The sequence below is a fragment of the Emticicia sp. BO119 genome (genome assembly GCF_013912375.1).
In the GTDB taxonomy this organism is placed as follows: domain Bacteria; phylum Bacteroidota; class Bacteroidia; order Cytophagales; family Spirosomataceae; genus Emticicia.
This window is the reverse complement of the sequence record NZ_JACETV010000001.1, coordinates 1,229,108-1,254,777: the sequence shown is the minus strand read 5'-3', so window position 1 is coordinate 1,254,777 and position 25,670 is coordinate 1,229,108. Positions and strand designations below refer to the sequence as shown.

22 protein-coding genes are annotated in these 25,670 nt (G+C 37.5%); 10 read left to right on the top strand and 12 right to left on the bottom strand.

Translation table 11 applies throughout. The annotated features are described in order from the left end of the window. Positions 1 to 128: 128 nt before the first annotated feature. On the bottom strand, positions 129 to 2,687 hold the full coding sequence (locus tag H1R81_RS05435) for a zinc-dependent metalloprotease (RefSeq protein WP_181839644.1): 2,559 nt from the start codon (positions 2,685 to 2,687) through the stop codon (positions 129 to 131). Between the two features lie 942 nt (positions 2,688 to 3,629). Between H1R81_RS05435 and H1R81_RS05430 the strand changes: the two genes are divergently transcribed. From H1R81_RS05430 to H1R81_RS05405, 6 genes are all read left to right on the top strand, one after another. Then, positions 3,630 to 4,145, top strand: coding sequence for an RNA polymerase sigma factor (locus H1R81_RS05430; RefSeq protein WP_181839643.1), 516 nt, complete (start codon positions 3,630 to 3,632; stop codon positions 4,143 to 4,145). A 23-nt stretch (positions 4,146 to 4,168) separates the two neighbouring features. Beyond that, complete coding sequence (locus H1R81_RS05425) at positions 4,169 to 4,954, top strand: HEAT repeat domain-containing protein (protein WP_181839642.1); 786 nt, start codon at positions 4,169 to 4,171, stop codon at positions 4,952 to 4,954. A gap of 215 nt (positions 4,955 to 5,169) precedes the next feature. Next, on the top strand, positions 5,170 to 7,572 hold the full coding sequence (locus H1R81_RS05420; RefSeq protein ID WP_181839641.1) for a TonB-dependent receptor domain-containing protein: 2,403 nt from the start codon (positions 5,170 to 5,172) through the stop codon (positions 7,570 to 7,572). Positions 7,573 to 7,693: 121 nt separating this feature from the next. Further along, positions 7,694 to 8,632, top strand: coding sequence for a DUF4097 family beta strand repeat-containing protein (locus H1R81_RS05415; RefSeq protein WP_181839640.1), 939 nt, complete (start codon positions 7,694 to 7,696; stop codon positions 8,630 to 8,632). An 89-nt stretch (positions 8,633 to 8,721) separates the two neighbouring features. Further along, positions 8,722 to 9,474, top strand: coding sequence for a hypothetical protein (locus H1R81_RS05410; RefSeq protein ID WP_181839639.1), 753 nt, complete (start codon positions 8,722 to 8,724; stop codon positions 9,472 to 9,474). Positions 9,475 to 9,495: 21 nt separating this feature from the next. Next, on the top strand, positions 9,496 to 10,416 hold the full coding sequence (locus H1R81_RS05405; RefSeq protein WP_220275172.1) for an alpha/beta fold hydrolase: 921 nt from the start codon (positions 9,496 to 9,498) through the stop codon (positions 10,414 to 10,416). Positions 10,417 to 10,483: 67 nt separating this feature from the next. Here the strand turns inward: H1R81_RS05405 and H1R81_RS05400 are convergent, their stop codons facing one another. The 7 genes from H1R81_RS05400 to H1R81_RS05370 all read right to left on the bottom strand — a co-directional run bounded on the left by H1R81_RS05400 (position 10,484) and on the right by H1R81_RS05370 (position 17,923). Continuing rightward, positions 10,484 to 10,726 carry a hypothetical protein gene (locus H1R81_RS05400; RefSeq protein WP_181839638.1) on the bottom strand — a complete coding sequence of 81 codons (243 nt, stop codon included), beginning with the start codon at positions 10,724 to 10,726 and terminating at the stop codon, positions 10,484 to 10,486. Between the two features lie 82 nt (positions 10,727 to 10,808). Further along, positions 10,809 to 11,378 (bottom strand): MarC family protein, encoded by a 570-nt coding sequence (locus H1R81_RS05395; protein WP_181839637.1) that lies wholly within the window; start codon positions 11,376 to 11,378, stop codon positions 10,809 to 10,811. A gap of 98 nt (positions 11,379 to 11,476) precedes the next feature. Continuing rightward, the gene (locus H1R81_RS05390) at positions 11,477 to 12,511 is read right to left on the bottom strand and encodes an aminotransferase class V-fold PLP-dependent enzyme (RefSeq protein ID WP_181839636.1); all 1,035 of its coding nucleotides are present in this window, start codon (positions 12,509 to 12,511) and stop codon (positions 11,477 to 11,479) included. Positions 12,512 to 12,613: 102 nt separating this feature from the next. Next, positions 12,614 to 13,420 carry a diadenylate cyclase CdaA gene (gene cdaA, locus H1R81_RS05385; protein WP_229251052.1) on the bottom strand — a complete coding sequence of 269 codons (807 nt, stop codon included), beginning with the start codon at positions 13,418 to 13,420 and terminating at the stop codon, positions 12,614 to 12,616. A 110-nt stretch (positions 13,421 to 13,530) separates the two neighbouring features. Next, the gene (locus H1R81_RS05380) at positions 13,531 to 14,718 is read right to left on the bottom strand and encodes a sialidase family protein (protein WP_220275171.1); all 1,188 of its coding nucleotides are present in this window, start codon (positions 14,716 to 14,718) and stop codon (positions 13,531 to 13,533) included. 147 nt (positions 14,719 to 14,865) lie between these two features. Further along, positions 14,866 to 17,517 carry a TonB-dependent receptor domain-containing protein gene (locus H1R81_RS05375; RefSeq protein ID WP_181839635.1) on the bottom strand — a complete coding sequence of 884 codons (2,652 nt, stop codon included), beginning with the start codon at positions 17,515 to 17,517 and terminating at the stop codon, positions 14,866 to 14,868. A gap of 232 nt (positions 17,518 to 17,749) precedes the next feature. Then, positions 17,750 to 17,923, bottom strand: coding sequence for a hypothetical protein (locus H1R81_RS05370; RefSeq protein ID WP_181839634.1), 174 nt, complete (start codon positions 17,921 to 17,923; stop codon positions 17,750 to 17,752). Positions 17,924 to 18,110: 187 nt separating this feature from the next. Between H1R81_RS05370 and H1R81_RS05365 the strand changes: the two genes are divergently transcribed. Both H1R81_RS05365 and H1R81_RS05360 read left to right on the top strand, forming a co-directional pair. Then, the gene (locus H1R81_RS05365; protein ID WP_181839633.1) at positions 18,111 to 18,821 is read left to right on the top strand and encodes a cytochrome b/b6 domain-containing protein; all 711 of its coding nucleotides are present in this window, start codon (positions 18,111 to 18,113) and stop codon (positions 18,819 to 18,821) included. Positions 18,822 to 18,832: 11 nt separating this feature from the next. Beyond that, positions 18,833 to 19,603 (top strand): molybdopterin-dependent oxidoreductase, encoded by a 771-nt coding sequence (locus H1R81_RS05360; protein WP_181839632.1) that lies wholly within the window; start codon positions 18,833 to 18,835, stop codon positions 19,601 to 19,603. Here H1R81_RS05360 and H1R81_RS05355 read toward each other — a convergent pair. After that, complete coding sequence (locus tag H1R81_RS05355) at positions 19,600 to 20,202, bottom strand: 2OG-Fe(II) oxygenase (protein ID WP_181839631.1); 603 nt, start codon at positions 20,200 to 20,202, stop codon at positions 19,600 to 19,602. The genes H1R81_RS05360 and H1R81_RS05355 overlap by 4 nt on opposite strands. A gap of 163 nt (positions 20,203 to 20,365) precedes the next feature. Between H1R81_RS05355 and H1R81_RS05350 the strand changes: the two genes are divergently transcribed. Further along, positions 20,366 to 21,961, top strand: coding sequence for a peptide chain release factor 3 (locus H1R81_RS05350; RefSeq protein ID WP_181839630.1), 1,596 nt, complete (start codon positions 20,366 to 20,368; stop codon positions 21,959 to 21,961). Between the two features lie 46 nt (positions 21,962 to 22,007). Here H1R81_RS05350 and H1R81_RS05345 read toward each other — a convergent pair whose 3' ends face one another. Beyond that, complete coding sequence (locus H1R81_RS05345; RefSeq protein WP_409013542.1) at positions 22,008 to 22,508, bottom strand: NADH-quinone oxidoreductase subunit C; 501 nt, start codon at positions 22,506 to 22,508, stop codon at positions 22,008 to 22,010. Between the two features lie 269 nt (positions 22,509 to 22,777). Here H1R81_RS05345 and H1R81_RS05340 point away from each other — a divergent pair, with 269 nt between their 5' ends. Then, positions 22,778 to 23,176: a hypothetical protein gene (locus H1R81_RS05340; protein WP_181839628.1), complete on the top strand. Its 399-nt coding sequence runs from the start codon at positions 22,778 to 22,780 to the stop codon at positions 23,174 to 23,176. Positions 23,177 to 23,239: 63 nt separating this feature from the next. Here the strand turns inward: H1R81_RS05340 and H1R81_RS05335 are convergent, their stop codons facing one another. After that, positions 23,240 to 24,163, bottom strand: coding sequence for an aspartate carbamoyltransferase catalytic subunit (locus H1R81_RS05335; protein WP_181839627.1), 924 nt, complete (start codon positions 24,161 to 24,163; stop codon positions 23,240 to 23,242). A gap of 72 nt (positions 24,164 to 24,235) precedes the next feature. After that, complete coding sequence (locus H1R81_RS05330) at positions 24,236 to 25,480, bottom strand: 3-phosphoshikimate 1-carboxyvinyltransferase (protein WP_181839626.1); 1,245 nt, start codon at positions 25,478 to 25,480, stop codon at positions 24,236 to 24,238. Positions 25,481 to 25,670: the final 190 nt, after the last annotated feature.

The following is a 25,670-nucleotide window of genomic DNA, read 5'->3' as shown; positions in this document are numbered from 1 at the left end:
TTTAATAGTTAGCTTTTATATCGTACTTACTAATGGAAACAAAAGTTTGCATTGAAAACAAATCGTTTCCTAAACTACAAAAAAAGCGGAGAGATACCCCTCCGCCTCAATCAACTTCTATATGCTAATTATTTAGGATCCAATCCCTTTTCAATACGTTTTAACACATCTTGTAAATGGTATTTGCTCATTTTATCGGTAGTTAAAGGCAAAGCAGCTTTGATTTCCGTTTTCAATGATTCCAGATGTGCTCTGGTAATAGATGGCAAGTCGGTTTTCTTCAAATCAACTACACGGGTATCGTATCCATAAGTTACTCCCGGAGGAATCGATAACACGGTTGTTGTAGTTGGAGTCAACAAAGTGATTAATTTTTCAGTAAACACTTTTTGAAGGTTACGACGGTACACATCAATTGGTTTTTTTGTTTTTAACTCACCCCAGATACCGCTGCGAAGGTCGGTCATCAAATCGTCGAGATTATAGTTAGCAGGGTTGGTAGCACCTGTTTCCATCAATCTTACGGCACGGTCACCAGCCAATAGGTTATTCAGGGTGGTTTCCTGAATTGATTTCACAGCCTCAACTCCAGTTTCGATATTGATTTTGTTCAATACGTTCTGGTCAAGCAACCAGGTTGGTGTAGCAAATACCTGACGATTCAGGAATGCCACCGCTTCTTTCTGAGTAGCTTTTGGTACAGCAGTAAATACACCGCCTTCCATGTCGTACGTTTTCGGATCATCATATACACCACCTACGTTTTTGGTTACATGGCCGATATAACGACGGAACTGGAATGCTACGTTATTATATAGTTCAGCTAATTCTTTGTAGAATTCACCATCTTCCTTGCTCCATTCTGTCAGATTTGGTAATATTCTTTGCAAGTTTTTGATACCATATTCAGAAGCCTTCATCGCATTATCGCTTAAATCTTCTGTCTGATAGCGTGGGTCATAAGGACTGATTTCAGTACCGAAACGTTTACGTGGGTCTTTGTATGCTTCTTTTGTCCAGGCATTTAACGTTTTCTTTTCTTCTTTTGCATCTTTTGCATCAGGGAAATAAGAGTACCCCCATTTAATAGCCCAAACATCATAATCACCGATACGAGGGAAGAAATCAGTGATACCATCTTCCGGTTGTGCAACGTAGTTAAATCGGGCATAGTCCATGATAGATGAGGTATGTCCATTCTGAGCCACCCAGTCTTTGTCACGAAGTTTCTCTACAGGAGTTGCCGAACTTGCGCCCATATTATGGCGTAAACCCAGCGTATGTCCTACCTCGTGAGACGACACGAAACGAATTAACTCACCCATTAATTCATCGCTGAAATTTTTACTTCTTGAACGCGGGTCAGCAGCGGCTGTCTGAATCAGATACCAGTTGCGTAATAAACGCATAACATTGTGATACCAACCAATATGGCTTTCAAGAATTTCACCACTACGAGGATCATGAACATTTGGTCCATAGGCATTCTGAATATCGGCTGCAAAATAACGGATTGCCGAAAAACGTGCATCCTCTAAGCTAAGGCTATCGCTTTCGTTCATGTATTCGCCACGAATTGCATTTTTCCACCCTGCTTTTTCAAAGGCCACCTGCCAGTCGTCAACCCCTGCTTTCAGGTATTTCTGCCATTTTTTAGGTGTAGCAGGATCAATGTAATAAACAATTGGTTTTTTAGGCTCAATTGCTTCGCCGCGTTTCTGGCGTTCAGCATCTTCTTTGCTTTTTGGTTCTAATTTCCATCTTACAGCAAATACATCCTGGTCAGATTTCTGAGATTCTTCTCCGAATACTGAATACTGATTGGCAAAATAACCAACACGCTGGTCGAAGAAACGTTTGCGCATGGGCACTTTAGGAAGTAATATCATCGAAGTATTAAACTCCATTGTTACAACCCCTGCATCACGCGAAGCTGGCAGGTATTGCCCGATTTGAGGAACCGGTGACAGAGTAACCATTGGAGGTGCAACACTAAACGTTTTCACGGTACGTATCTCAGTATTGATAGGATACGAACGGATATGATGAATATACGATCGGTCGGCTTGTAAAGCGGTTATTTTCAGGAATTGTTTATTGACAGGGTCAAGCGAGAACACTTGGTTATCTCCTTTGAAGAAATCTGTCACTTCAATTACCGAAAGCGTATCCTTTTTCAAAGCTTTGATATCGAAAGCACCAATAATGGGGTCAGCACTTGAGTTTCTTACCGCCTGAAATATTGGCTTGGTACTATCGGCAGAGGTCATAACGATAGAGATTGAACGTAAGAAAAGCTTGTTGTCTGGTCCTTTCTCCCATCTGATCATCTGGCGGTTTACTTCTTCACCTCCGAAGATCCCACCACCTGCGGCAGTTTTGGAGTAACGGGTCACTGTCATAATATCGCGACCAATTAAACTATCAGCAATTTCAAAGAAATACTTCTCATCAATTTTATGGACAGTAATTAATCCTTTGCTGGTTTTTGCTTTGTCAGTGATTACATCTTTGTAAGGTTTAGGACCAGTTTTGGGTGTTTCTGCAGGTTTTGCCGGAGTAGTTGGCGGAGGGGTAGTTTTTGCAGGTTCTTCAGGTTTTTTCTTGTCGTCCTTCTTTTGAGCAACCCCAGTCAGAGTTATCCCCAAAAGAATGCAGGGAACAAGTGCAAGGCGTAATAATTTCATAATTAAAATTTAATAGTTTGATGAAAAAAAACTTCGTAAAAGTAAATTAATCGAAAGAATATTTGATAGAATGTTGATGAATTAATTTGTAATTGAGACCAAACTACAAATTTCTACTTTAAAATGATTCTATATATCCCCTAATTTGGGGGATTGTATATGATGTAATCAGAACTTAGATTAAATGATCTGCCACCCGGTGTCTGATTTTGTTGATCAGGAATGATTCAGAAACTGTCTGAAATAACCAAATTGAGTTAAAAAAAGTGGTTTGACTGCGAATTTTTTTAATCATTGCTATCTTGGTTCAAAAAGGTTCCCACCATATTGGTAACCTTTTCTGGCAACCTTTTAGTTTTCTGTTTTCATACACTACACAACTACCTGTTGATAAGTAGAGTCAGGCACTATTGTAATCAGGCTTCTGACTCACATCACAGTAGTCGGTTCTTTCATGATTGCACCCAACACAACCTGTCCGACGGCTATTAATTGCAGGCCTACTCTTCCTATTCAAGTATAAAATCTGCGATGCCTCTACCATTTACATTACGCTTGCAGTTCTTTCTTTTCACTTCCTTCATGTTCTGCAGTGGTATGTTAAGGTTATCAAAATCCTGGTATTCCTGACTGATCATCACGTAATTTCGAATATAACAGGATGTTTTCAAAGGGATTTGGGCGTTTTTAGATGAAATTGAACTATTGAGGTTTGAATGAGTAATTGCGATATATACCTGATTGACTATAGAAGTATTTTTAAAGACAATTATAAACCCGCAATGTAATAACAGGCACTTATAATCGTCTATGCTTTAAACAATAAAAATCTGGTTCAAAAATGATTTTAAAAAAAAAGAATAGTTTTTTTTAAAATATTTGTAACCTTTTATTTGTCTTCAAGTAATCATTCTCAGAAACCTAAAAACGAAAAAGCTATATATGACTGATGAGGCAGCTATGCAATCTGTAGCCGGTGGCGACTTGGATAAGGCTGCGATTTTGTACGAACGCTACAAACGCCCATTATACAATTTTTATTTAAGATTTGGTTTAGAGCGAGACTCAAGTCAGGATTTAACACAACAGGTTTTCTATCGTATCATTCATTATAGAAGCAGTTTCAGAGAAGGATACGAATTCAGAACATGGATTTACAGGATAGCCCGAAATATATATCATGACTATCTGAAAGAACATACACACAATCATAAAGATTTACATGAAAACATTGAAGTAGCAGAAGAAGAAAATTATGATGATGAGCAATACCTTTTAATTCAGAAAGCCCTGAAAAAACTACCACAGGAATATCAGGAGGTACTAACCATGAGTAGGTATGATGAACTGAAATACGAAGAAATAGCCGATATTCTGAACATTTCGGTTTCATTAGTAAAAGTAAGGGTACATCGTGGTTTGAAACAGTTAAAAGAAGAATATTTAAAACTCAATTAATAAAATACAGGAGGATCGTGGTTATGGAACAATTATTTGCAGATTATTTAGAAGATAAGTTAAATACCAGGCAAAAACAGGAATTAGAAACTTTGCTTGCCAATGACGAAGCATTAAGAGATGAGTTTGAAGATTTAAAGGCTTTTTATGCCGATATGCACAAACCCACCGAGCTTGATCCGACCGCTACTTTAGACTTAGGCTTCTACATGATGCTTGAAAAAGAAAAGGGTGCTGAACAAAAAAAGAAAGAAAAAGAACAAAAAGGGGCAATGAGAGTAAGTTGGGTCAACTCACCGATACTTAAATATGCAGCAGGAATCATAATACTATTGGGTATTTTCTGGGTTGGAAGGAAAACCGCAGACAAAGATTTGAATGACATAAGTGATATACCTTCTCTGAGAGAAGAAATGAAAGAAACCAGACAAATGCTGTCAATGCTTAAAAATGAATCAGCCTCAGAAAGAATTCAGGCAGTTAATTATAGCTACGATATAAGTAAACCCGATGACAAGGTATTAGAAGCACTAATAAAAACCCTTAATACTGATACTAATATTAATGTAAGAACGGCGGCGGCGGAGGCGTTATCGCATTTTGGTTCTGAAAAGATAGCAAGAGATGCCTTGATTCAGACCCTTCTGACTCAAAAAGAGCCGACCTTACAGATTACTGTAATAGATATTTTAGCTGGTCTTGGAGACAAAAGAGCCGTAAAACCCATGCAGAAATTATTACAAAGCACAGATACAGAAGATTTTGTTAAACGCAAAGCTATGGAAAGCGTGAAGGTTTTGAGTTTGTAACTGATAGGCTTGATAGGCCTTAAAATATCATCTGGAAACAATATTCCATCGACTCATCACAAATGAGTTTTCCACCAACTAAGATTCAAATAGTTTTGGATAGAGTTTCAAACATTAAAGCAGATTTTAGTATATAATTTTTTTACTAAAACCTGCAACGTTTCGGAATCAACCGGAGACTCTTAAAAGGACTATTAACATTTTAAACAAAAATTATGAAAAAGCTATTACTAATTGCATTGCTCTTTGGAGTAAACGGAATCTTATTGGCTCAAAAAAGCAAAATTACCGGATTTGTACTTGATTCGACAGCTAACAAACCTGTTGAGTTTGCGACAGTCTCACTCTTAAAAGACAGCAAACCAATTGAAGGCACAACAGCCGACGAAAGAGGGAAATTTACTTTAACCAAAGCTGTTCAGGGGCTTTATCAAATCAAAATCACATTTGTTGGCTTTAAAGATAAAATCATTGATAACGTAAGGGTATCAGACGAAGACCTTGATTTAGGGGTAATCAGAATTTCTCAGACTGTTCAGCAATTACAGGAGGTAACGATAGTTGAGCAAAAAGCCCTTTTTGAAGAGAAACCCGATCGGTTGGTATACAATGCAGATAAGGACATTACTATTAAAGGTGGAAATGCCGGAGATGTGCTAAGAAAAATTCCTGCTATTTCGGTAGACCTTGATGGAAACGTAGAATTAAGAGGGAGTTCAAATATTAAAGTCCTGATCAATAATAAGCCTTCAAACCTGATGGCCCGCAGCATTGCTGATGTTCTGAAACAGATCCCTGCGGATGATATCAAACAGATTGAGGTTATTACGTCCCCCTCAGCTAAATATGATGCCGAAGGTACAGCTGGTATTATCAATATTATTACAAAGAAGAATAGCTTACAGGGAATTAATGGCAATGCTGATTTGTCGCTTGGCCGCTGGAATGACAGGTTAAACGGTTCTTTGAATTATCGCAGCAAATCTATCGGGCTATCAGCCAGAGGCGGTTTTAATCGTTGGCGCAATCAGGGTGGCAACGAAACCAATCGGCTCACAAATGTAGAGGGTATATCAAGTGCATTATTACAGACTACTGATTTCAGAGGAAATGGAGAAAACGGTTATGGAACAATTACAGCTGATTGGGATATAGATTCTCTGAATCGTATGAGTGCGAGTCTTAATCTGTACGATGGTAAAAATGGTATGTTTTTCGATTACCTGAACGACTATTCGACACAAGGCATTACGAATCAGTTCTTTACCCGTAACCTCTACCGTATTTATGACTGGGATGGTAACACGCTAAATCTTGATTATACAAAAACATTCAAAAAACCGAAAAGAGAATTTAATATTCTTACAATGTTCTCTAAAGAAGGTGAAGATAGTTTCTATACGCTTGACCAATCAAACGAAAGCAAAGTAGTTAATTATAGAGAAAAAAGCACCAATTATAGTGCAAATTATGAAGGAACAGTACAGGTAGATTTCACCAATCCTTTAGATAGTATAAGTACAATGGAAGTAGGTGTCAAGTCAATATTCAGAAATGTTAAGAGCGATTATCAGGTTTCTAATGCCATTGATGGTTCTTCTAACTTTGTTGATGTTCCGGCTTTGGCTAATGTATTTGAATATGCGCAACAAGTAGCCAGTACTTATCTTACCTACTCACGGACTTCAAAAAATAAATGGGGAATCAATGCTGGAGTAAGATACGAGCATACTTTTATTCAGGCAGAGTTTTTAGCCGGTAAAGTTCCGTTCACTAACGATTACGGCAATCTGATACCAAATGTGAGTATTTCAAGAAATTTACCTAAAAATCAGAAACTGAAACTTAGCTATACCCAACGTATTCAACGACCTATGCTTTGGTTTCTTAACCCATATGTAAATGCCAGTGAGCCTTTAATGACTTATTCGGGCAACCCATATCTGAAACCTGAATTGACTCACAGTGCAGAAATCAATTATAATGTATATATCAAGGAGTCATCAATTAATACTTCGCTTTTCATGCGTCAGACAAACAACGCAATCGAACGTATCAGAACGTTTGATTCAGAAGGAGTAGCGGCTATTAATTTCCAGAATATAGCCCAGAATATTTCTTATGGATTGTCTATAAGTGGGAATACCAAAATAAAAAAGAAATTTACAGCCAATGGTGCCATCAATTTATATTACAATATCCTTAACAGCCCTGCTTTGCAGGCATCCAACGAGAACTGGATGTATAGAATTAACATGAATTCAAGCTATGATTTCGGTAAAGGTTTTAAAGCACAATTCTTTGGTTTCTTCAATTCGCCACGCGTGATGTTGCAAGGCAAAATAAGTGGATTTGCTTATTATAATATTGCGTTCCAGAAAGAAATACTGAAGAAAAAAGCCACTGTTGGTTTAGGTTTCGACAATTTCCTTGCACCTTATTTTACACAAAGAATTGATTTTTCGGGCCCGACTTTTACCCAAACCGGTAAATCAAGATATTATAACCAGGGATGGAGAGTAAGTTTCTCATACCAATTCGGAAAAATGACCAGCCAACCGCAACGTCAGAAGAAAAGTATCAGTAATGATGATAAAAAAGGTGGAGACGGGAACTAAGGCTTAATGCCGGAAAGGCTTTCCCGGAATGTTTCTGAAACAGGCATCATTTTCATAAAACAACGACATGAACCAGTAAACACTTAATTTAAAATATAATACATAAACCAATAAAAAAATCATGAAAAAAGTATTTGTTGTCGTTTTAGTCTGCATGGCCTATGCAACATCTTTCGGGCAAACCAAACCATATAAAGTGGCTTTTAGCGGACAAGGGAAAAAAGTACAGGTAGTAATTCAGCAAGCCTCGGTTAACATACAGGGTGTTGATGGTAATGAAGTTACTATCGAACAAACCGGAGAAAACCGTAAAGAGCTTCCGAAAGAAGCTGAAGGGCTACGCTTAGTTACAGGTGGCGTGGTTGATAATACCGGAGTAGGTGCAAGTGCCGAAGTTGAAGGTAATATTCTTAAGATATTGATTCCTAAGAACCGCTACACCGGTGTACTAACCATTAAAGTTCCTAAATCTCTTGATTTAACAGTGATAGAAAGCCAGAACTGGAACGAACAAAAGATCATTATCAGCGATATTGCAGGTGAAATTGAATTAAAAACTAATAATTCACGAGCTTACCTGAACGATATAACTGGTCCATTAGTAGCCAACACAGGACATGGGAAGATTTTTGTTACTTACTCAAAACTTTCACAAAGTTCACCAAGCTCGATCAGTGCCTCTGGCGCCATTGATATAACTCTTCCAAATGATGCCAAGGCGAATCTTAAGGTTCGTAGCTATTACGGTGATTTGTTTACTGATTGGGATATTACGGCGATAAAGAAAGAAAACAAAAGCGTAGCAAGTTCCGGAACAAAAACCATTGCCGGTCAGGGTGAATCATCAAGTGATGTAGCTTTAACAACTAAAGCAAAAGTATTCAGAGAGAGAGGTGCCGATGATTCAGACGAAAGAGACATCTTTAAAAGAGATCAGTTTGTTTATGTTGCCTCATCAGGTAAAGGTGGCGATGCTTTTGAAGGCACTATTAATGGCGGTGGTGTAGTAATGGATCTTAAATCAAGCAACGGGAATATTTATATCAGAAAGAAAAAATAAGGAAATGTACCCCACTCCTTATTTATTAAGGAGTGGGGGCATTCAGAGCTATTATTTTCTTAAACCCCGCCTCTATTACAAACCTGATTATGAAAAAACTATTCACATTACTACTCTTTTGTATTGGGTGGCAAACAACCTATAGTCAGATGAGGTTTGCTACGGCTCTTAAGAGTACCACCAGGCAAGCAATCATCCTGATAGAGCGAAATAACATCAACATTCAGGGCTATGAAGGTAACGAGATAAGAATTGAAATTAATGAGCCTATTAATCCACCAAAACAGGCTGATGGCCTTAAACGTGTGATAATTAAAGGTCTGGAAGATAATACCCAATTAGGCATAAATGTTTTGCAAGAAGACACCACTTTAGTAATACGTGAGGTTTGCAACTGTTATAACGGCACATATACCCTTTACTTACCCAACAAACTCAACTTGATGGTTTATGAAAACTTTCCACAACATGGACAGAGATGGGCGGTAAAAGATATGACTGGCAGTTTTGAAGCAAGTACCGAATTTGGGAATATTTATCTTCAGAATGTTACAGGCAATATTAAAGCCTATAGTCGTCATGGTTCTGTAAATGCTTATCTGGTTCAGGGCAATAATATTTATCTTTCAAGTCTTTATGGTAAGGTATTGTTAGAAGTGCCTGCCACAATAAAAGCCGACTTAAAAATCAGGGTTTCAGAATGGAACGATGTGTTTACTGATTTTCAATTACCAGTCTATGAAAACAGACAGAATATTCTTACTGCCTCTCTTAATGGTGGCGGTTTACCCATAGAACTGAAATCAGAGCATGGGAATATTTATCTCAGAAAAAAGAAATAAGCTAATACTAAATTAAAAGTGATGAAGCCATTATTTAAGGGTTATAGTGTTGTGATAGTGTTGTCTTTAAGCCTGATAGTAAGTTTTGCTTATTCACAATCAATGAGTAAAACAGATGAAATAAGCTTTGAAGAGAATGTGAGTATTGGTGATTTTAAGCTCTTTGTTAGTGTTAAAGGTTCATCTAATGCAAAATATTCCGTTATTTTTGAGTCAGGTGGTGGCGGAACTTCAAAGGATTGGGAGAAGGTCAGAAACCTTCTGCCTTCCTCAATCAGAACGGTGACGTATGACAGAGCCGGAAGTGGTAAAAGTGGGAAGGGCCCTTTACCCAGAACTATGAGACAAGAAGTATTTGAATTACATGAATTGTTAAAAAAAATATATTTAAAAGGCCCGTATATTTTAGTTGGCCAATCACTTGGAGGGCTGTTGACACGCCTATATACCGAACAATATGGTAATGATGTCATTGGTCTCGTTCTGGTCGACCCCACTCATGAAAGTAGTATGTTGGGAAGTATGAGGTATAATGGGTGGGTTCGGCTTAGAGAAAAAGCAGAAGGTAAAACTATCCCGAAACCACAGATAGAAAAACCAGTGGCAATGGGCTATGACTCAACAGCCGATTATCTGGCAGAAGAGTTTCAGGCTCTTTACCTTTCGAGGATAAAGAAACCACAAGCACTGGGAAATCGTCCTTTAATTATTCTGGGTGCTGGTTTAGCAAAACAGCCACCAGGAACGCCAGATGAGCAATGGCAGGCTATCAGAAAAGAAAAAGAAGAACAGAAACGAGGGTTAACATCTTTATCGAGTAACTCGAAGTTTATACTTGACCCTCAGAGTGGGCATAATATTCAGTATGATAACCCCGCAATTGTTGCCAATGCTATTGAAAGCATTATCAAAGCAATTGATTTAAAGCAGAAAATAGAGTAAAGGCAGAAATGGCGATTGTATAAATTATATAATAAATGAATATGTTAGTTAGTAATTGCTTTGCAAATTAATTATCAATTGATGCAACATAAAGATAATGCCAAGTGTCTTTTATGTAGAATAACACAAATAAACTATAGACGATATTCATAAAAGCCCTTTTTAATAAAGGCTTATCAATTGCGGGGCTAATGCTATTAAAGTATCGAAAAATGCCATCGGTCTCGTACTGGTCGACCCCACTCAGGAAAAGTGTTTCGGTTTTATGATGCGTAATGGGTGGGTTCGGCTTCCGAAAAAGAATTATCAAGATTTTAAGGTTTACGCAACGATTTTAATCATACAATTTAGTTTAGGGAGCATAAGGCGAGACACTGTCTTGCCTTTATCTTTTATCCCAGATTGGTTTTAATCAGCTTGATAGAAATCGCTATCAGAATCATGCCAAATACTTTTCTGAGAATATCGGCTCCTGTTTGCCCCAGTTTCTTCTCAATCCACACGGATGTTCGTAAGACCACATAAACTATTAAAAGATTCAGAAGTATTCCAACTATAATATTCTCTTGCTGAAATGCCGCTTTTAAAGAAATGATTGTAGTCATTGTGCCAGCTCCGGCAATAATCGGGAAAGCCAGTGGCACAATAGAAGTGGCCTTGCTTGAAGACGTTTCATGTTTAAAGATATTTCTACCTAATATCATTTCAAGCCCTATCAGAAAGATAATTAATGCCCCGGCCACGGCAAAAGATTCTACATCTACCCCAAATAGGTTAAGAATACCCACCCCTAAAAACAAATAGACAATCATTAACGAGCCTGCTACTAAAGTAGCCTGTTCTGCATGAATACCTCCTGCCTTTTTACGTAAATCAATAATAACCGGAATAGAACCAAGTATATCAATGATAGAAAAAAGGATAATAGTAACGGAAATAATTTCCTTAAAACTAAAGTTCATTTATAAATATAGTGATTTATCAATAATTTCTTTCGTGCCTCAGTGGACCAAGATGAGGATTATTTAGTACAAACTGGTTGATTGATTCGCAATTGTTTTCAGACCAGACAGGTTTTCAGTGCCTCGAACTCCCAATCCTCAATAGCCGGGAAATTGGCTATCCTGAAAGTGGTATCTTTCCAGTTTCCATATCCATTGCCTAAAGTAATTTCGGCTTCTCTGGTCTTTTGCTTTACCAGCTTTATCGCATCACCTACCCCTCCAACCGCAATTACCGTATCTGACCTAACAGCCTCATTATCAATCAACAATTGCCAGACTGTTTCCCGTTCAATGAATTGACAAAAGTCAAGATTCCTTGCTTTTATTTTTTTACTGATTAATTCAATATTTTCAACCTGTTCCATTACCCTTTTGAGTAAGTATATAGCAAGCACGTTTGGTGTATAATGTGTCTGAAATTTTTCAAAGTTTTGGTGGATAAACAAAAAACTGTTATAGTGCTTCCGCTCTCCTATTATCTCAGCTTGTCTGATAGCCTTTGGTGAGCAAATCATTATGCCCAATCCAGCGGGTAAACCCAGACATTTTTGCACAGATGCCAGCCATATATCTCCTTTTGTCCAATCAAGAGCAATTCCACCGATTGAAGAAGTAACATCAAATGCAATAAGTGCTTCATCCGACGGAATGTGATTTAGGTTTACCTGAGTACCATTAGAGGTCTCATTTTGGGTAACGCAAAGCACATCATACTTGGATGTATCTGTTTCTAAGACCGGAATACTTGCCTCAAAGTCAAATGGAATATCAAACGTGTTATCTCCGACAATTTTCTGGCTGTATTCAAACCATTTCTGCCCGAAAGCGCCATTGTAAATATGCAAACTGCCTTTTGCGCTAAACGATTGAGCGATTACCTCCCAGCACTCAGTAGCTGACGAGGTGAAATAAACGTTGTAGTTGTCTGGTATATTTAGTTTTTGTTTAAACAGGTCGATAGAGCTCTTAAGCATATCCATAAAAGCCGGACTTCTATGGTTCTGACTAAGAATCCCCTCTTCTACTGCATCTTGCAAATAACCGGCTATCTGTGGGTAAATTTTAGATGGCCCTGGATAAAAGGTAATCATTGATATTCAGAATATATTGCTTCTTTGAAATTATTAATTGCTAAATTGTGAATTACGGTTGAAGAATCAGTGAATTAATAATTCAGTGTCCGTGTTTCACGATTATTGAATTTCGTTGAAAAAATACCTTCTTAGTTCTCTCTCTAATTCAACAGCTGATACAATTTTAATATTTCCGTCGATAGCTAAAGAAATTTTTCCGTTTTCTTCTGAAATACAGATAGCTACTGCATCTGTAGCTTCTGAAATCCCCAAAGCGGCACGATGCCGGAAGCCATAATTAGAAGGCAGATCATCACCACTTGCAATTGGTAATATGCAATGGGCAGCCCTGATCCGGCCTTTATTAATTATTACTGCGCCATCGTTTAACAGACTATACTGACTAAAGAGAGTAATCAACATTTTTTTTGATAAAATTGCATCAACAATATCACCTGACTCAACAAATTTACTTAAATCATCTTCTTTCTGAAGCACAATAATTCCACCAGTAAACTCACTTGACATAGTTTTAGAGGCTTCAGCTACAATTTTTATAGGTGTAGCACTTTCTTTTTCTAACTGATTTCCTAATAATTTAGCAAGAAATTTATTATTCGTAAGAGAAGTAGATTTGCCTACAAGGAGCAAAAAACGCCGGATTTCCTGCTGGAAAAGCACAATGAGTGCAATGGCCCCCACACCCATAAAATATTCGAGAATACGGGTAAGTAACTCCAGCCCGATAGCCTTTACAATCAGATAAAACAGATAAATGAGTAAATAACCCATAAACACCCGGCTTGCTACACTTCCTTTTACCAATTTATAAATATAATATAATAGAAAAGCTACTAATACAACATCTAATACATCTGTCCACTTTATTTCTAAAAAGCTAATCTGCATGGTTGGAATCTTTAACATGTGATTTGCGAAAGTACAAAAAAAACAAAGAAGCCACACCTTTCAGCATGGCTTTTCGCGATAAATTCTTTATTAAACAGGCAATCCTTCATTTCTGATATCCTTGTTTTCTAATCCTTTGTGTTAGTGATAAAATTTCTGAAATTCTCAATTCTGTGAAAAGTAAGAAAATTAGCATCATGAAAATTATTTGCCCCACCAGTAGCATCGTCAAAAGCAGTTCTTGAAACAAAAACAATATTATCATTCTCAAATAACCAGTCAACGTACTGAAAACCATGCCTGGTAATATCTTCATTAAATAATAATTGTTTATGAAACTGCCATATTTTCAGGTCTGACGAACTGACCAATACCAATTGGTTTCTTATACTTGCCGGAGTTCTTGTTTTATAGGTAGTATCTACTGCGTTAATTAAAGCCCAGTATCTATCTGTTAGTTTATCATACCTGATACTGAATTTCTTACTTGCTCCCGGCATTTGTATAAATCCGGTTTCCCTATCAAAAGTTGCCTTCCTGCCATCTTTGCTAATATTTACAAAAGCTGCATATTCTGCATGGCCTGCCGGCACATCTACCCGTAAAATATCAAACATTTTTCCATCCTTGCCTACCACCGCGTTTCCTTCCAGCCAGGCATTGAACTTCCCATCGAGATAGGTAGAATCATACCGCAGAAAATTTGTTTGTCTCCAGTTATCTTTATTCAGAAAGTCGGAATTTACTGGTGCTGAGAGCATCATCGCACTATATCGTCTTCCCCATCGAGTAGTAGGTGCGGTGGCATACTCAACTGCCCTCCAGATTCTGGAATTATGGATAATAACAGGCACGGGGGCTGTATGATATTCGCCCTCAAGTATCAATCCGGTTGTTTTACTGTAAGGAAGTGTCCAGGTATGCCCATTGTCAGTCGACTTCCTGATTATGAAATTACCGTGGTGCTTATTAGTGCCCATAATATACAATGCTCCGTTTTGAAAAAACAGATTAGACCAGAACTGACCGTCGATACTGGCAATTTGTTGCCATGTCTTACCCATATTATCAGAAGAGAAAATTCTGGTTTGTGCAGAAGCAAACTCTTTTGATTTAGGTCCGAATTCATCATGAGATGCAATATAAGTTCCATCGGGTAAAATACAAATAGAAGGTGAGCCGATATATTTACCAGTTTCTTTAGATAGATAATTGATAACTATTCCGGGAGGTGTGAGGGCATTCTGACTAAACATTGAATGATGTGCGAATAATACTGCAAAGAAAATCATAATACATGTCTGTCTTTTTTTCATTGTGGTTATATGGGTTTGCCAATTAAATTATCAAATAATTTACGAATCTGCTTAAGAGTTAACTAAAAATAAATAAAAATGCCATCTGAAACAAAATCTCAGACGGCATTTTTTATTTAAACATCTGCCAATCAAGGTACTAATCCATTATCTCGGACGACCACCGCCCCCACTTGCTGGCGCTTGTTGTTGTCCTTGTCCGGCAGCTCCATCGGTTTCACCTGCTTTCAAATCATCATTATTTACTTTCTTCCGGTTTCTGAATAGGCTACCCCCTCCGTTAAAATCCATTTTACCAAATGAATAATTAATAGAAAAACGGAAACCTCTATTATACACATGGCGCACTGAATTAGATGTAAAGGTAGGGTCTTGAGCAAAACCTTTAATTGTCATATATTTTGTAAACGGATTGTCCAGTCCAAAATTGAAACTACCTTTTTTATTCTTGAAATCTTTTTTCACGCCAATGTTATAATTTCTCCATCCGCCTTGATAGCCTTGTAACTGAACCTGACGGCTTCCGATAAATCCGAACGCCTGAGCTCCCCAACCTTTAGTAAAGGTATAAGAAGCATTAAAGTTAAAGTTTGAGTTCCATCCTTTATTTTCGATACCTACCACTGTATTTTTGTAAGTATTATCGCTCTGAATTACCGGAATAACTATTGAGCCATTCAGCATATTATAAGTAAAGTTGGCTCCTCCACCCAATCTGAAACTCTTGGTTGGCTGTATATTCACAAACAGATTGGCTCCGTAATAGTTAGTTTTACCAATATTATCAAAAGTTGTGGTAACCACGCCTTTCTCATCAACTGATCTCACAGAAGTAATATTATTGTTAGTCATTCTTCTGAAAACCGAAAGATTGATTGAATTGGCTTTAAAATAAGTATTATAATTTAATTCAAAGTTATGGCTCAACTCAGGTCTCAAAAGTGGGTTACCATAAGAAATGTTCAAAGGGTCAGCATAATTAACAAATGGATTCAGGAAATCCATATTTGGACGCTGGATTCTTTGCCCATAGCTGAATCTGACCTTATGATTCTTAGGAAAATCTTTAGATACTGTAAATGTCGGTACAATGTTTTCATAAGGTGCAATCGAAGTCGGTTTATCAGAGTTCTGGAATTTGGCGGTAATATGTGTGTTTTCATATCGAACACCTGCCTTAATACCCCATTTTTTTGGTAAAGATATTGTAAGTGAAGTGTAAGCCGAAGCTACATTCTGTTCATAATTAAAATTATTGGTTCTTCCCGGTACAATCACATAATCGTTGGCTTGTTCATTAAACTGGAAAAAATCATACGAACTACTTACATCGCGAATTACTACTTTAGCACCGGTCTCAAAAATATGCTTCTTGAATGGCAAATTATAGTCGGCCTGGAAAGTTGTTTCAGCATTTTTACCATCATTATTACTTTTATTGAAAGGCAGGCTGTTCTGGTCTGTTGTAAAGTCTGTATTACGAAGGTTTCTGCCGTGTTGAATCAAAAACTGGAAGTCATGCCCCTGATCTTTAAAAGTTCTGGTATAGTTAAAATCAAAATCAATACTTCTGTTGCTACGCAATTGATTGATATAACGGGTATATTCCTGCAAAACAATATTATCTGCACCAGTTAACAGGGAGGTCTGATTGCCTTTTGTATTGAAATTTCCAACACCAAGGCGTCCTGTAAGGCTCAATGAGTTTTTAGAATTAATGTCGTAATCAACACTTAGCTGCGTATTACCAAACAAGCGTCTTACTCTGCTGGCGTCTGTTTGTGCCAATGTAGTATTTGTACCTCTTACTGAGCTTCCACGTGTGGTAGCTCCATCACTTGGGGTGTTATAACCCGAATTACCTCCAAAATTCAAAGATGTACCCACTTTCTTCTTACGTAGATTAAGATTGCCAAAAGCATTAGCTCCACGCAAACCTGCCCCTGCATTAACAAACCCCGTTAAACCCTGAAGGGTATTCTTTTTAGTAATAATATTAATGATACCAGCAGTTCCTTCTGCATCATATTTGGCCGATGGAGAAGTAATTACCTCAACCGATTTAATCATATCAGAAGGAATCTGTTTAATTGCGTCGGCAATATTTGAGGCCAGAATACTTGAGGGTTTGTTATTAATCAAAACCTTGATATTGCTACTACCACGCATCTGTACGTTTCCATCCATATCAACTGTGAGCATAGGCACTTTTCTAAGTACATCCTCGGCTGTTCCACCCCGGCTTGTAATATCTTTTTCGGCATTATATACAAGGCGGTCAACCTTATCTTCAATCAAGGCTGCCTGCCCTACCACAGTTACCTCATTTAATATTTTGGTATCGGTAGCCATTAGCAGATTGCCGATATTAACGTCTGCCTTATTGGAATTAACTTCAACTTTGGTCAAAGTAGCATTTTTATATCCGATAAAAGAAGCTACTACCTTATAAGTTCCTTTGGCTAAGTTCTTAACTGTAAAAGCACCATTCATATCAGTCATTGAGCCATCAACCACTTTATTGTTTTTGTCATATACAGCTATAGAGGCAAACTCAACTGGTTTATTAGTAGTTGAGTCTATTAATTTGCCACTGATTTTAGCATTACCTCTTGGAATTTCGTCTTCCGGAGCCTGCTGCTGTTGCTGATTCATTCCAGGAAATCCGTTACCAGAGCGACCACCGCTTGAACGACCTCCACCACCAAAGCCACCGCCTCCACCTCCACCAGGAAATTGCGCAAAAGTTGTGGTGATTAATCCTAAAGAAAGGACTGCGAGTAAAATTCTTTTTTTCATTTTCGTAAATAAATGTTAAACTGTATCTGTGGTTGTAATAGCTAAAAAATCTTGATTTTGTACAAAATTACCATTCAATCCTGCATTAAATACACGAGTTATCATTAAAAGATTTATAAAAATTACGATTACCTTAAAATAGTAGATGAAAGGTTCAGATAAGTAGATAAGTTTCAATCAAAAAAAAGACGTTATTATGAAACATCCTCTATATACGTAGGACAATTGATATTTATAAGTGGTATTTCCTCCTGACTGGATTCAGAAAAAATTTCTTGTGCATTGTAAAACTTTCAGGGTGCATCTGATCGAATAACACTTTCCATTCCTCAAATCTTTCAGGTTCGGCTTTAGCGAATTTTTCTTTACTTATTTTCTTGCTGACAAGGTATTCCTCAAAAGTCATGATTTCCTGTTTTTGTACAAATTTATTAAAATTTTCTAAATAGCCATAAGCTATCTGTCCTATTGGCTCTGCAATATACTTTTAAACCCTCACATATAGTCTCATTTAAAGTTGATTCAATCTCAAATTTGTTATTAAACGTAAATAGTGTAAATTGTTATTTGTTTCTTCTATACACTTATTGCAGATGAAAGAAATCGAAAAAAAGCACCCTTTAGCGATACGCTGGTTTCATTGGGTAAACTTCCCCATATTATTAATTATGATTTGGAGTGGTATGCTTATTTACTGGGCAAATGGTGTTTATAAAATTCAGATAGGAGATGTTATTATCATAAAGTTTTTTCCGGAATGGTTTTATAAAATGCTTAAACTCCCATACAGACTCGCCGAAGGTATGGCAACGCATTTTGTTTTTATGTGGATTTTCTTTCTGAATGGATTCTTTTATGTGGTCTACACATTGATTTCAGGCGAATGGCGTTATTTAATTCCGACAAGAAAATCTTTCAAGGAAGCGTGGCAGGTACTTTTGCATGATTTACATATCAGCCCATACCACCCTCCTCAAAGCAAATATAATGGTGCGCAGAAAATAGCTTACTCCGCTATTATTCTCATGGGTTTTGGCTCGTTAGTTACAGGCTTGGCAATTTATAAACCAGTACAAGTACATTGGTTAACATGGTTAATGGGAGGCTATTCATTTGCCAGAGCTCTACATTTTATCCTGACAATCGGTTACGTTTTATTTTTTCTGATTCATATTATTCAGGTTATCAGGGCAGGTTGGAGTAATTTTCAGTCAATGATTACAGGTTTTGAAGTAAAGAAAAACATTACTCCACCGATTGAAGAAAAACCGGAAGAAACACCCTCTCCTATTATTGAAGCTTAACAAACACTGCCATGAAGAATAATATAGAACAATGGTCTGATAAAAAGATACAACGTAGAACATTCTTTTCTTTTGCTGGTTTTATTCTGGCAGGCATAAGCGGTTGGTTCTCCTGGAAATGGTACAGGAATTTACCCAAAACCAATCACAAGTTAGACCAGACAACCAGAAATGTATTAGGTTTTAACGAAAAAGTAAAAGACAAGTTCTTCAGCAATAATAATATGACCAGAACTTATCCGAAAACAAGTGCAGCGAAAAGACCAAGATTAAATGGATTTGTCGGAATACAGGACAATATTGATGTAGAAAAATGGCAACTTGAAGTAATAAGTCCTTCCGGGAAGCCTTCTACATACTTTCAGATGCAAGACATAAAATCACTGCCAAAAGAAGAAATAGTTTTCGATTTTAAGTGTATTGAAGGCTGGGATCAGGTAGTCCATTACGGAGGTGTCAGATTTTCAGATTTTCTGAAAAAATACAATCTGGGTAAGAAAGAAGGCAGCAATGAATGGTATAAATATGTAGGTCTGGAAACCCCTGATGCCAAATATTATGTGGGATTGGATATAGAAAGTGTTTTACATCCGCAAACCTTGTTGTGTTTTGAAGTGAACAACCAACCGCTACCTAAATTTCATGGTGCACCTCTACGTCTGATTATTCCTGTAAAATATGGAATAAAGAACCTGAAACGTATAGGTAAGATGTATTTTTCGGATACTCCACCCCGTGATTACTGGCATGAGCTGGGATATGATTATGATGTAACGCTCTAGTCAATATTACGAAGCCAGCCTGTCAGACTTCTGCGCTCGCGGTTAGCGGGTAGTACTTCATGTTCAATTTTGTCACTTTCAAAAACTATGAGTCTTCCACCAAGTGGTAGAACAGTTTCTTCTTTATCCGGTAAATATAATACTAATTCACCCCCATTGACTGCCTGCCAGCCCTGATTCAAGTAACAGATAAATGACAGCTTACGTCCTGAGTCATTTCTGAATTTATCTAAATGACGTTTATAGAATGTACCAACAGGATAAGAAGCATAATGGATTTCGTACGAACGCAGCCCCAAATAACAAGTATAATTCACATAGCTCATAAAATACTCTAATCTTTCTAAAAACTTAGTTTCAGCCTCATTAGCATCACCTCGTTCTAACCAAAGAATTTCGTCTCCACGAATATTTTTCATTACTTCATGATCTTTGCTAATACCTGCCTGCTTAAACTCATGTGCCTGATAATGAGATACCAAACTCTCGTTCAGTTTACCTATTTCATCTTCTGACAGAAAACCATCCAAAATACCATATCCTCTTTCAACTATTTGAGAAATTATTGATTCAAATGAAACTTGCCATGTTTCTTCCATATTTTATATGTATTTTTGCACCCGTTTTATGCGCTCCAAGATATTTAGTGATTGAGCGAATGAGTGATTGTGTGATTAAACTCTCACTAAGCTTCTTTAAAACTTATATTATAAAATATAAATCGTTTAAGTTGAGCCTGTGTGTTCACAAAATTAGATAAAAATGTCATTTCTTCAAGAGTTACACAAACGTCGTACTTTCGCTATTATTGCTCACCCCGATGCCGGGAAAACCACACTGACTGAAAAACTACTCCTTTTCGGAGGGGCGATTCAGACCGCCGGAGCGGTGAAATCAAATAAAATCAAGAAATCGACCACTTCTGATTTCATGGAAATCGAAAAGCAGAGAGGTATCTCCGTAGCTACTTCAGTAATGACCTTTGAATACAGAGACCTTAAAATTAATATCCTTGATACGCCTGGTCACAAAGACTTTGCAGAAGATACCTACAGAACTCTTACAGCTGTTGACAGTGTAATTCTGGTAATTGACTGCGTGAAGGGCGTTGAGGAACAAACTGAGCGATTAATGGAGGTTTGTCGTATGCGTAATACACCGGTAATTATCTTTGTCAATAAGCTTGATCGTGAGGGGCAAAACCCTTTTGATTTGCTTGATGAATTAGAGCAGAAACTGAATATCAAGGTTCGTCCGATTACCTGGCCTGTGAATGGGGGTTCTGAATTCAAAGGGGTTTATCACCTTCTTGAAAAGAAAATGAATCACTTTGCCGTTAATAAAACGCGTCTGGAAGATGACATTGAGGTTATCGCTTTAGATTCGGATGTACTTGATAAAAAAGTAGGCGAAAAAGATGCTAATCAGTTACGTGAAGATGTAGAATTGATTGAGGGAGTTTATAGTGATTTTAATCAGGAAGATTATCTGGCAGGAAATCTGGCTCCGGTTTTCTTCGGTAGTGCTGTCAGTAATTTCGGTGTGATGGAATTGCTCAATACTTTTTGCGATGTTTCACCGATTCCGGTGCACCGTATGACCGATAAACGAATGGTTGAGCCTGAAGAAAAGAAATTCAGCGGTTTTGTATTTAAAATCCATGCCAATATTGACCCAAGACACCGTGATAGAATTGCCTTCTTAAGAATCTGTAGCGGACAATTTGAGCGTGGCAAGTTTTATAAACATGTGCGTTTAAGTAAAGAAATGCGTTTTTCAAGCCCATTTGCGTTTTTAGCAGATAGAAAAGATGTAGTTGAAGACGCCTATCCGGGCGACGTAATTGGCTTATATGATACTGGTACTTTCAAAATTGGTGATACTTTGACCGAGGGTGAAGAATTACAGTTTACAGGCATACCAAGCTTCTCGCCTGAGATATTCAAAGAGGTAATTAACAATGATCCGATGAAGTCTAAACAACTGGAAAAAGGGGTTCAACAATTGACCGATGAAGGGGTAGCTCAGTTGTTTACCATTCAACCAGGTAACAGAAAGATTATCGGCACCGTTGGTGAACTTCAATTTGAGGTAATTCAGTATCGATTATTGAATGAATATGGCGCCAGTTGCCGGTTTGAAGCTCGCCCTTACTCAAAAGCTTGCTGGATAACAGCCGAAGATAAAACCAAATTAGCTGAATTTATCCGGTTAAAAAGTAACTTCATTGCTTATGATAAAGATCAGAATCCGGTATTTCTGGCAGAGACTGACTGGATTTTACGAATGAATATTCAGAATAATCCTGATATTCAATTCCATACTACTTCAGAATTTAAAACAGCACTGGCGTATTAATCTGAATAAAAAGAAGCCCTTTCTCAGTTAGAGAAAGGGCTTCTTTTTAATATTTCACTTTAATGCCATGATATTGCTCCTGCTCTTTATAATCTTTTCTTAGCGGGTGTCCTTCCCAATCGGCAGGTAATAAGATTCTTCTTAAATCAGGGTGGCCAACAAATTCAATACCTACCAGATCATATGCTTCACGCTCGTGCCAATCGGCTGTTCGCCAGATGGGTGTAACAGATGGAACTTTTGGCAAAGGCTCACCTTCCAGGTTTCTTGGCACTTCAACTTTCAGTACAAAATTATGTCCATACGGAATTGAGGTCAGGTGGTAAATCACCTCTAAAGTTCCAATCTCAATTCCATTATCGATGGCTGTTATACATGCCAGATAGTCAAAGTACAATTTAGGTTGCACATGTAAAAACTGGCATATTTCTAATATTTTGTCAGTTGGCACTGTTATAGATGGTTGCGGCGAACTTTTATCTTCTTTAAGAATAACATTATCACCGAACATACTTATAATCAATAGTCTTATCAGGTCAAAATCCAACATAAAATTGAGTGATTGAGCCTACACGGCCCGGTGTTGATTGATTTTCGAAAAGTTGCGAATAATATTCGACATATCAATCGCTTTATTCTTTAAGAAATCTATCATTTATTGAAATAAATCGTGTCGACAGTAAAGGTAAAACATATTCTGTTATCTTTGAAAACAAATAAGTTTATTTAAGCTTTAAACCTTTTTGGCTCAATTCATTCTAAGAATCACAACGTTGTAGAAATATTCACAATTAGTACAATCAATCTTATTAAAACATGAAAAAAATCCTTTTAGTGTGTACGCTTGTAGGTGGATTGGTTTCTGGAGCATTAGCTCAGAACACTAAAGCAACTCGTGGCGAGGGAATGGAAAGAACTCCGGAACAACGTGCCGAAATGAGAACCAAACATATGCAGGAATCACTTGCATTAAGCAATGATCAATATCAGAAAGTATTAGCACTGAACCTTGAGCAAGAGAAAAAAAGAGATGAGTTCAGGAAAGAACAGAAGGAAAAGATGGCAGCAAACCGGGAACAAATGAAAGCAAACCGTGATGCTTTAATGAAAAATTATGAAAGTGTGCTGACACCAGAACAAATGACCAAATTCAAAGAAGATAATAAGAAAAGAAGAGCCGAAATGAGAGATAAAATGAGGGGCAGAAGAAAATAGTTTTAGTTTCAGATAAAATCAAAAGGCGCAGAAAATTGTGCCTTTTGATTTTGCGTAAGTATTTTAGTTCTGTTGCGACAAAAGATAAAGCACAGCCATACGCACCGCTACGCCATTTTCAACCTGATCAAGAATAATAGAATGATGAGAATCCGCCGCATCGCTTGATAGTTCAACCCCTCTGTTTATTGGCCCCGGGTGCATTAACACTATTTCCTTATCCAGTTCATCAAGCATCTGTTTATTGATACCAAAATACAGGGAATACTCTCTTAATGACGGAAAATATTTGATTTGCTGACGTTCCAACTGGATTCTTAATACATTTGCTACATCACACCATTTAAGAGTATCTTTCACACTATGCGATATCTTCACACCAATTTCTCTTATGTATTTAGGCAAAAGCGTATTAGGACCACAGATAGTAATTTCTGCGCCTAATTTTTGTAGACAAAATATATTGGACAGGGCCACTCTTGAATGAAGAATATCTCCGATTATAGCAATTTTTTTTCCCGACAAATCTCCCAATTTTTCCTGCATCGAAAATGAATCTAATAAGGCTTGTGTCGGGTGTTCGTGAGTACCATCTCCGGCATTCACAATATTAGCTTTGATTTTCTTTGACAGATAATGGGGAGCTCCGGGACTTGCATGACGCATCACAATCATATCTACTTTCATTGCCAGAATATTATTGACAGTATCAAGCAGGGTCTCTCCTTTTTTTACCGAACTTCCGGACGCAGAGAAATTGACTACATCGGCCGAAAGCCTCTTCTCAGCCAGTTCGAATGATAGTCGTGTACGGGTAGAATTCTCAAAAAAAACATTGGCAATCGTTACATCTCTCAGGGTAGGCACTTTTTTAATCGGACGATTAATGACCTCTTTAAATTCTTTGGCAGTTTCTAAAATAAGTTGAATATCGTTTGTTGTAAGGTCTTTAATACCGAGAAGATGTTTGGTACTCAATGATTGCATCTTAATTAGAGAAGTATGTTTGGCAAAATTAAAAAAAAAGCCCCAATACACAAAAGGGGCTAATAAAAATCATCAGGCTGGTTGTTCGATTGAAACAACTTTCTTTATATCGTCCCAGAAACTCGGGTAAGATTTCACTACTACGTGTGGCTCTTCGATCGTTACATCTGCAAGCATAGCTAATGGTGCGAAGGCCATAGCCATACGGTGGTCATCGTAAGTAGCAATGGTTATATCACTACTACCAGATATAAATCCTGACCCCGATACTTTATATTCAGTATTAGTTACAATCTCTGTCATGCTACCCCCAAACTTTTTAAGTTCGTTCTGTAAGGCTGTTATCCGGTCAGTTTCTTTTATTTTAAGGCTTTCAATCCCTGTAAAGGTAGCTTCTATACCCTTGGCCACACAAGTAACTGCTACTGTCTGCGCTAAATCCGGGCAATTAGTAAAATCCCATGCAAGCTTTTGTTGTGATGGAATTTTCGTTAATAAAACTCCATCTTTAGTAAATGTGCTTTTTACACCTAACTGAGCCATTATTTCTACTATTGCACTATCTCCCTGAAGAGAATTTTCTTTTAATCCTAATAATTCAACTTTAGTATCTTCAAAAGTAGCTAAAGCTACTATACTATACCAATAACTTGCTCCTGACCAATCGGATTCTACCTGATAACGGGTCGGGGCATAATCCTGTGGTGCAACACTAATTAGTTTCTTGTTCCAGTCTGCTTCTACTTCTACGCCAAAGGCTTTCATCTGGGCAAGAGTCATTTTAATATAAGGTATCGAGCCTAAATCGCCTGTTAAATGAATTGTCAGCCCCTTAGGTAAGGTTGGGGCAATCATCACTAAAGCCGAGATATACTGACTACTCACATCTCCTCTTATAGTTATTTCATTATTTTTCTGTTCACTCAATCCATTTATTTGCAAGGGTGGATACCCCTCTTTTTGCCTGTAATCAATCTCTGCTCCGATCGACTTCAGGGCTTCTACCAATATTCCAATAGGTCGTTCACACATACGGGCAGTACCTGTCATGCTCTTGCGTTGGTTAGTGGCCGCGAAATAGGCTGTTAAAAATCGCATGGTTGTTCCCGCATCGATAACATCAGCAACTGGTTCAGTTGACTGAAGCAACCGAATCATGGTCTGGGTATCGCGGGCTGAAGAAAGATTTTGCAAGTCTCCTTTAAAGCCTGATAAAGCATTAAGGATTAATGCCCTGTTACTTTCTGATTTTGAAGAGGCTAACTGAATTTTTACGTCAAATACCTGCGAATTTTTGTAGAGAATTACTTTTTCCAAAATATGAGTAGTGGTTTGTCGTCTAATCTGATTTGAAGTGCAAAATTAGGGTTTTCTCCTAAATGTCAGAAGTATAATTTAAAAATATCTCTAATTTCTCATTAAACCCTGATTTATCAATTTTGCAACACATTATGAGGAATATTTTCCCCATAAAAACATAATTTTCTATTTTTACGTTTTAGTTAAT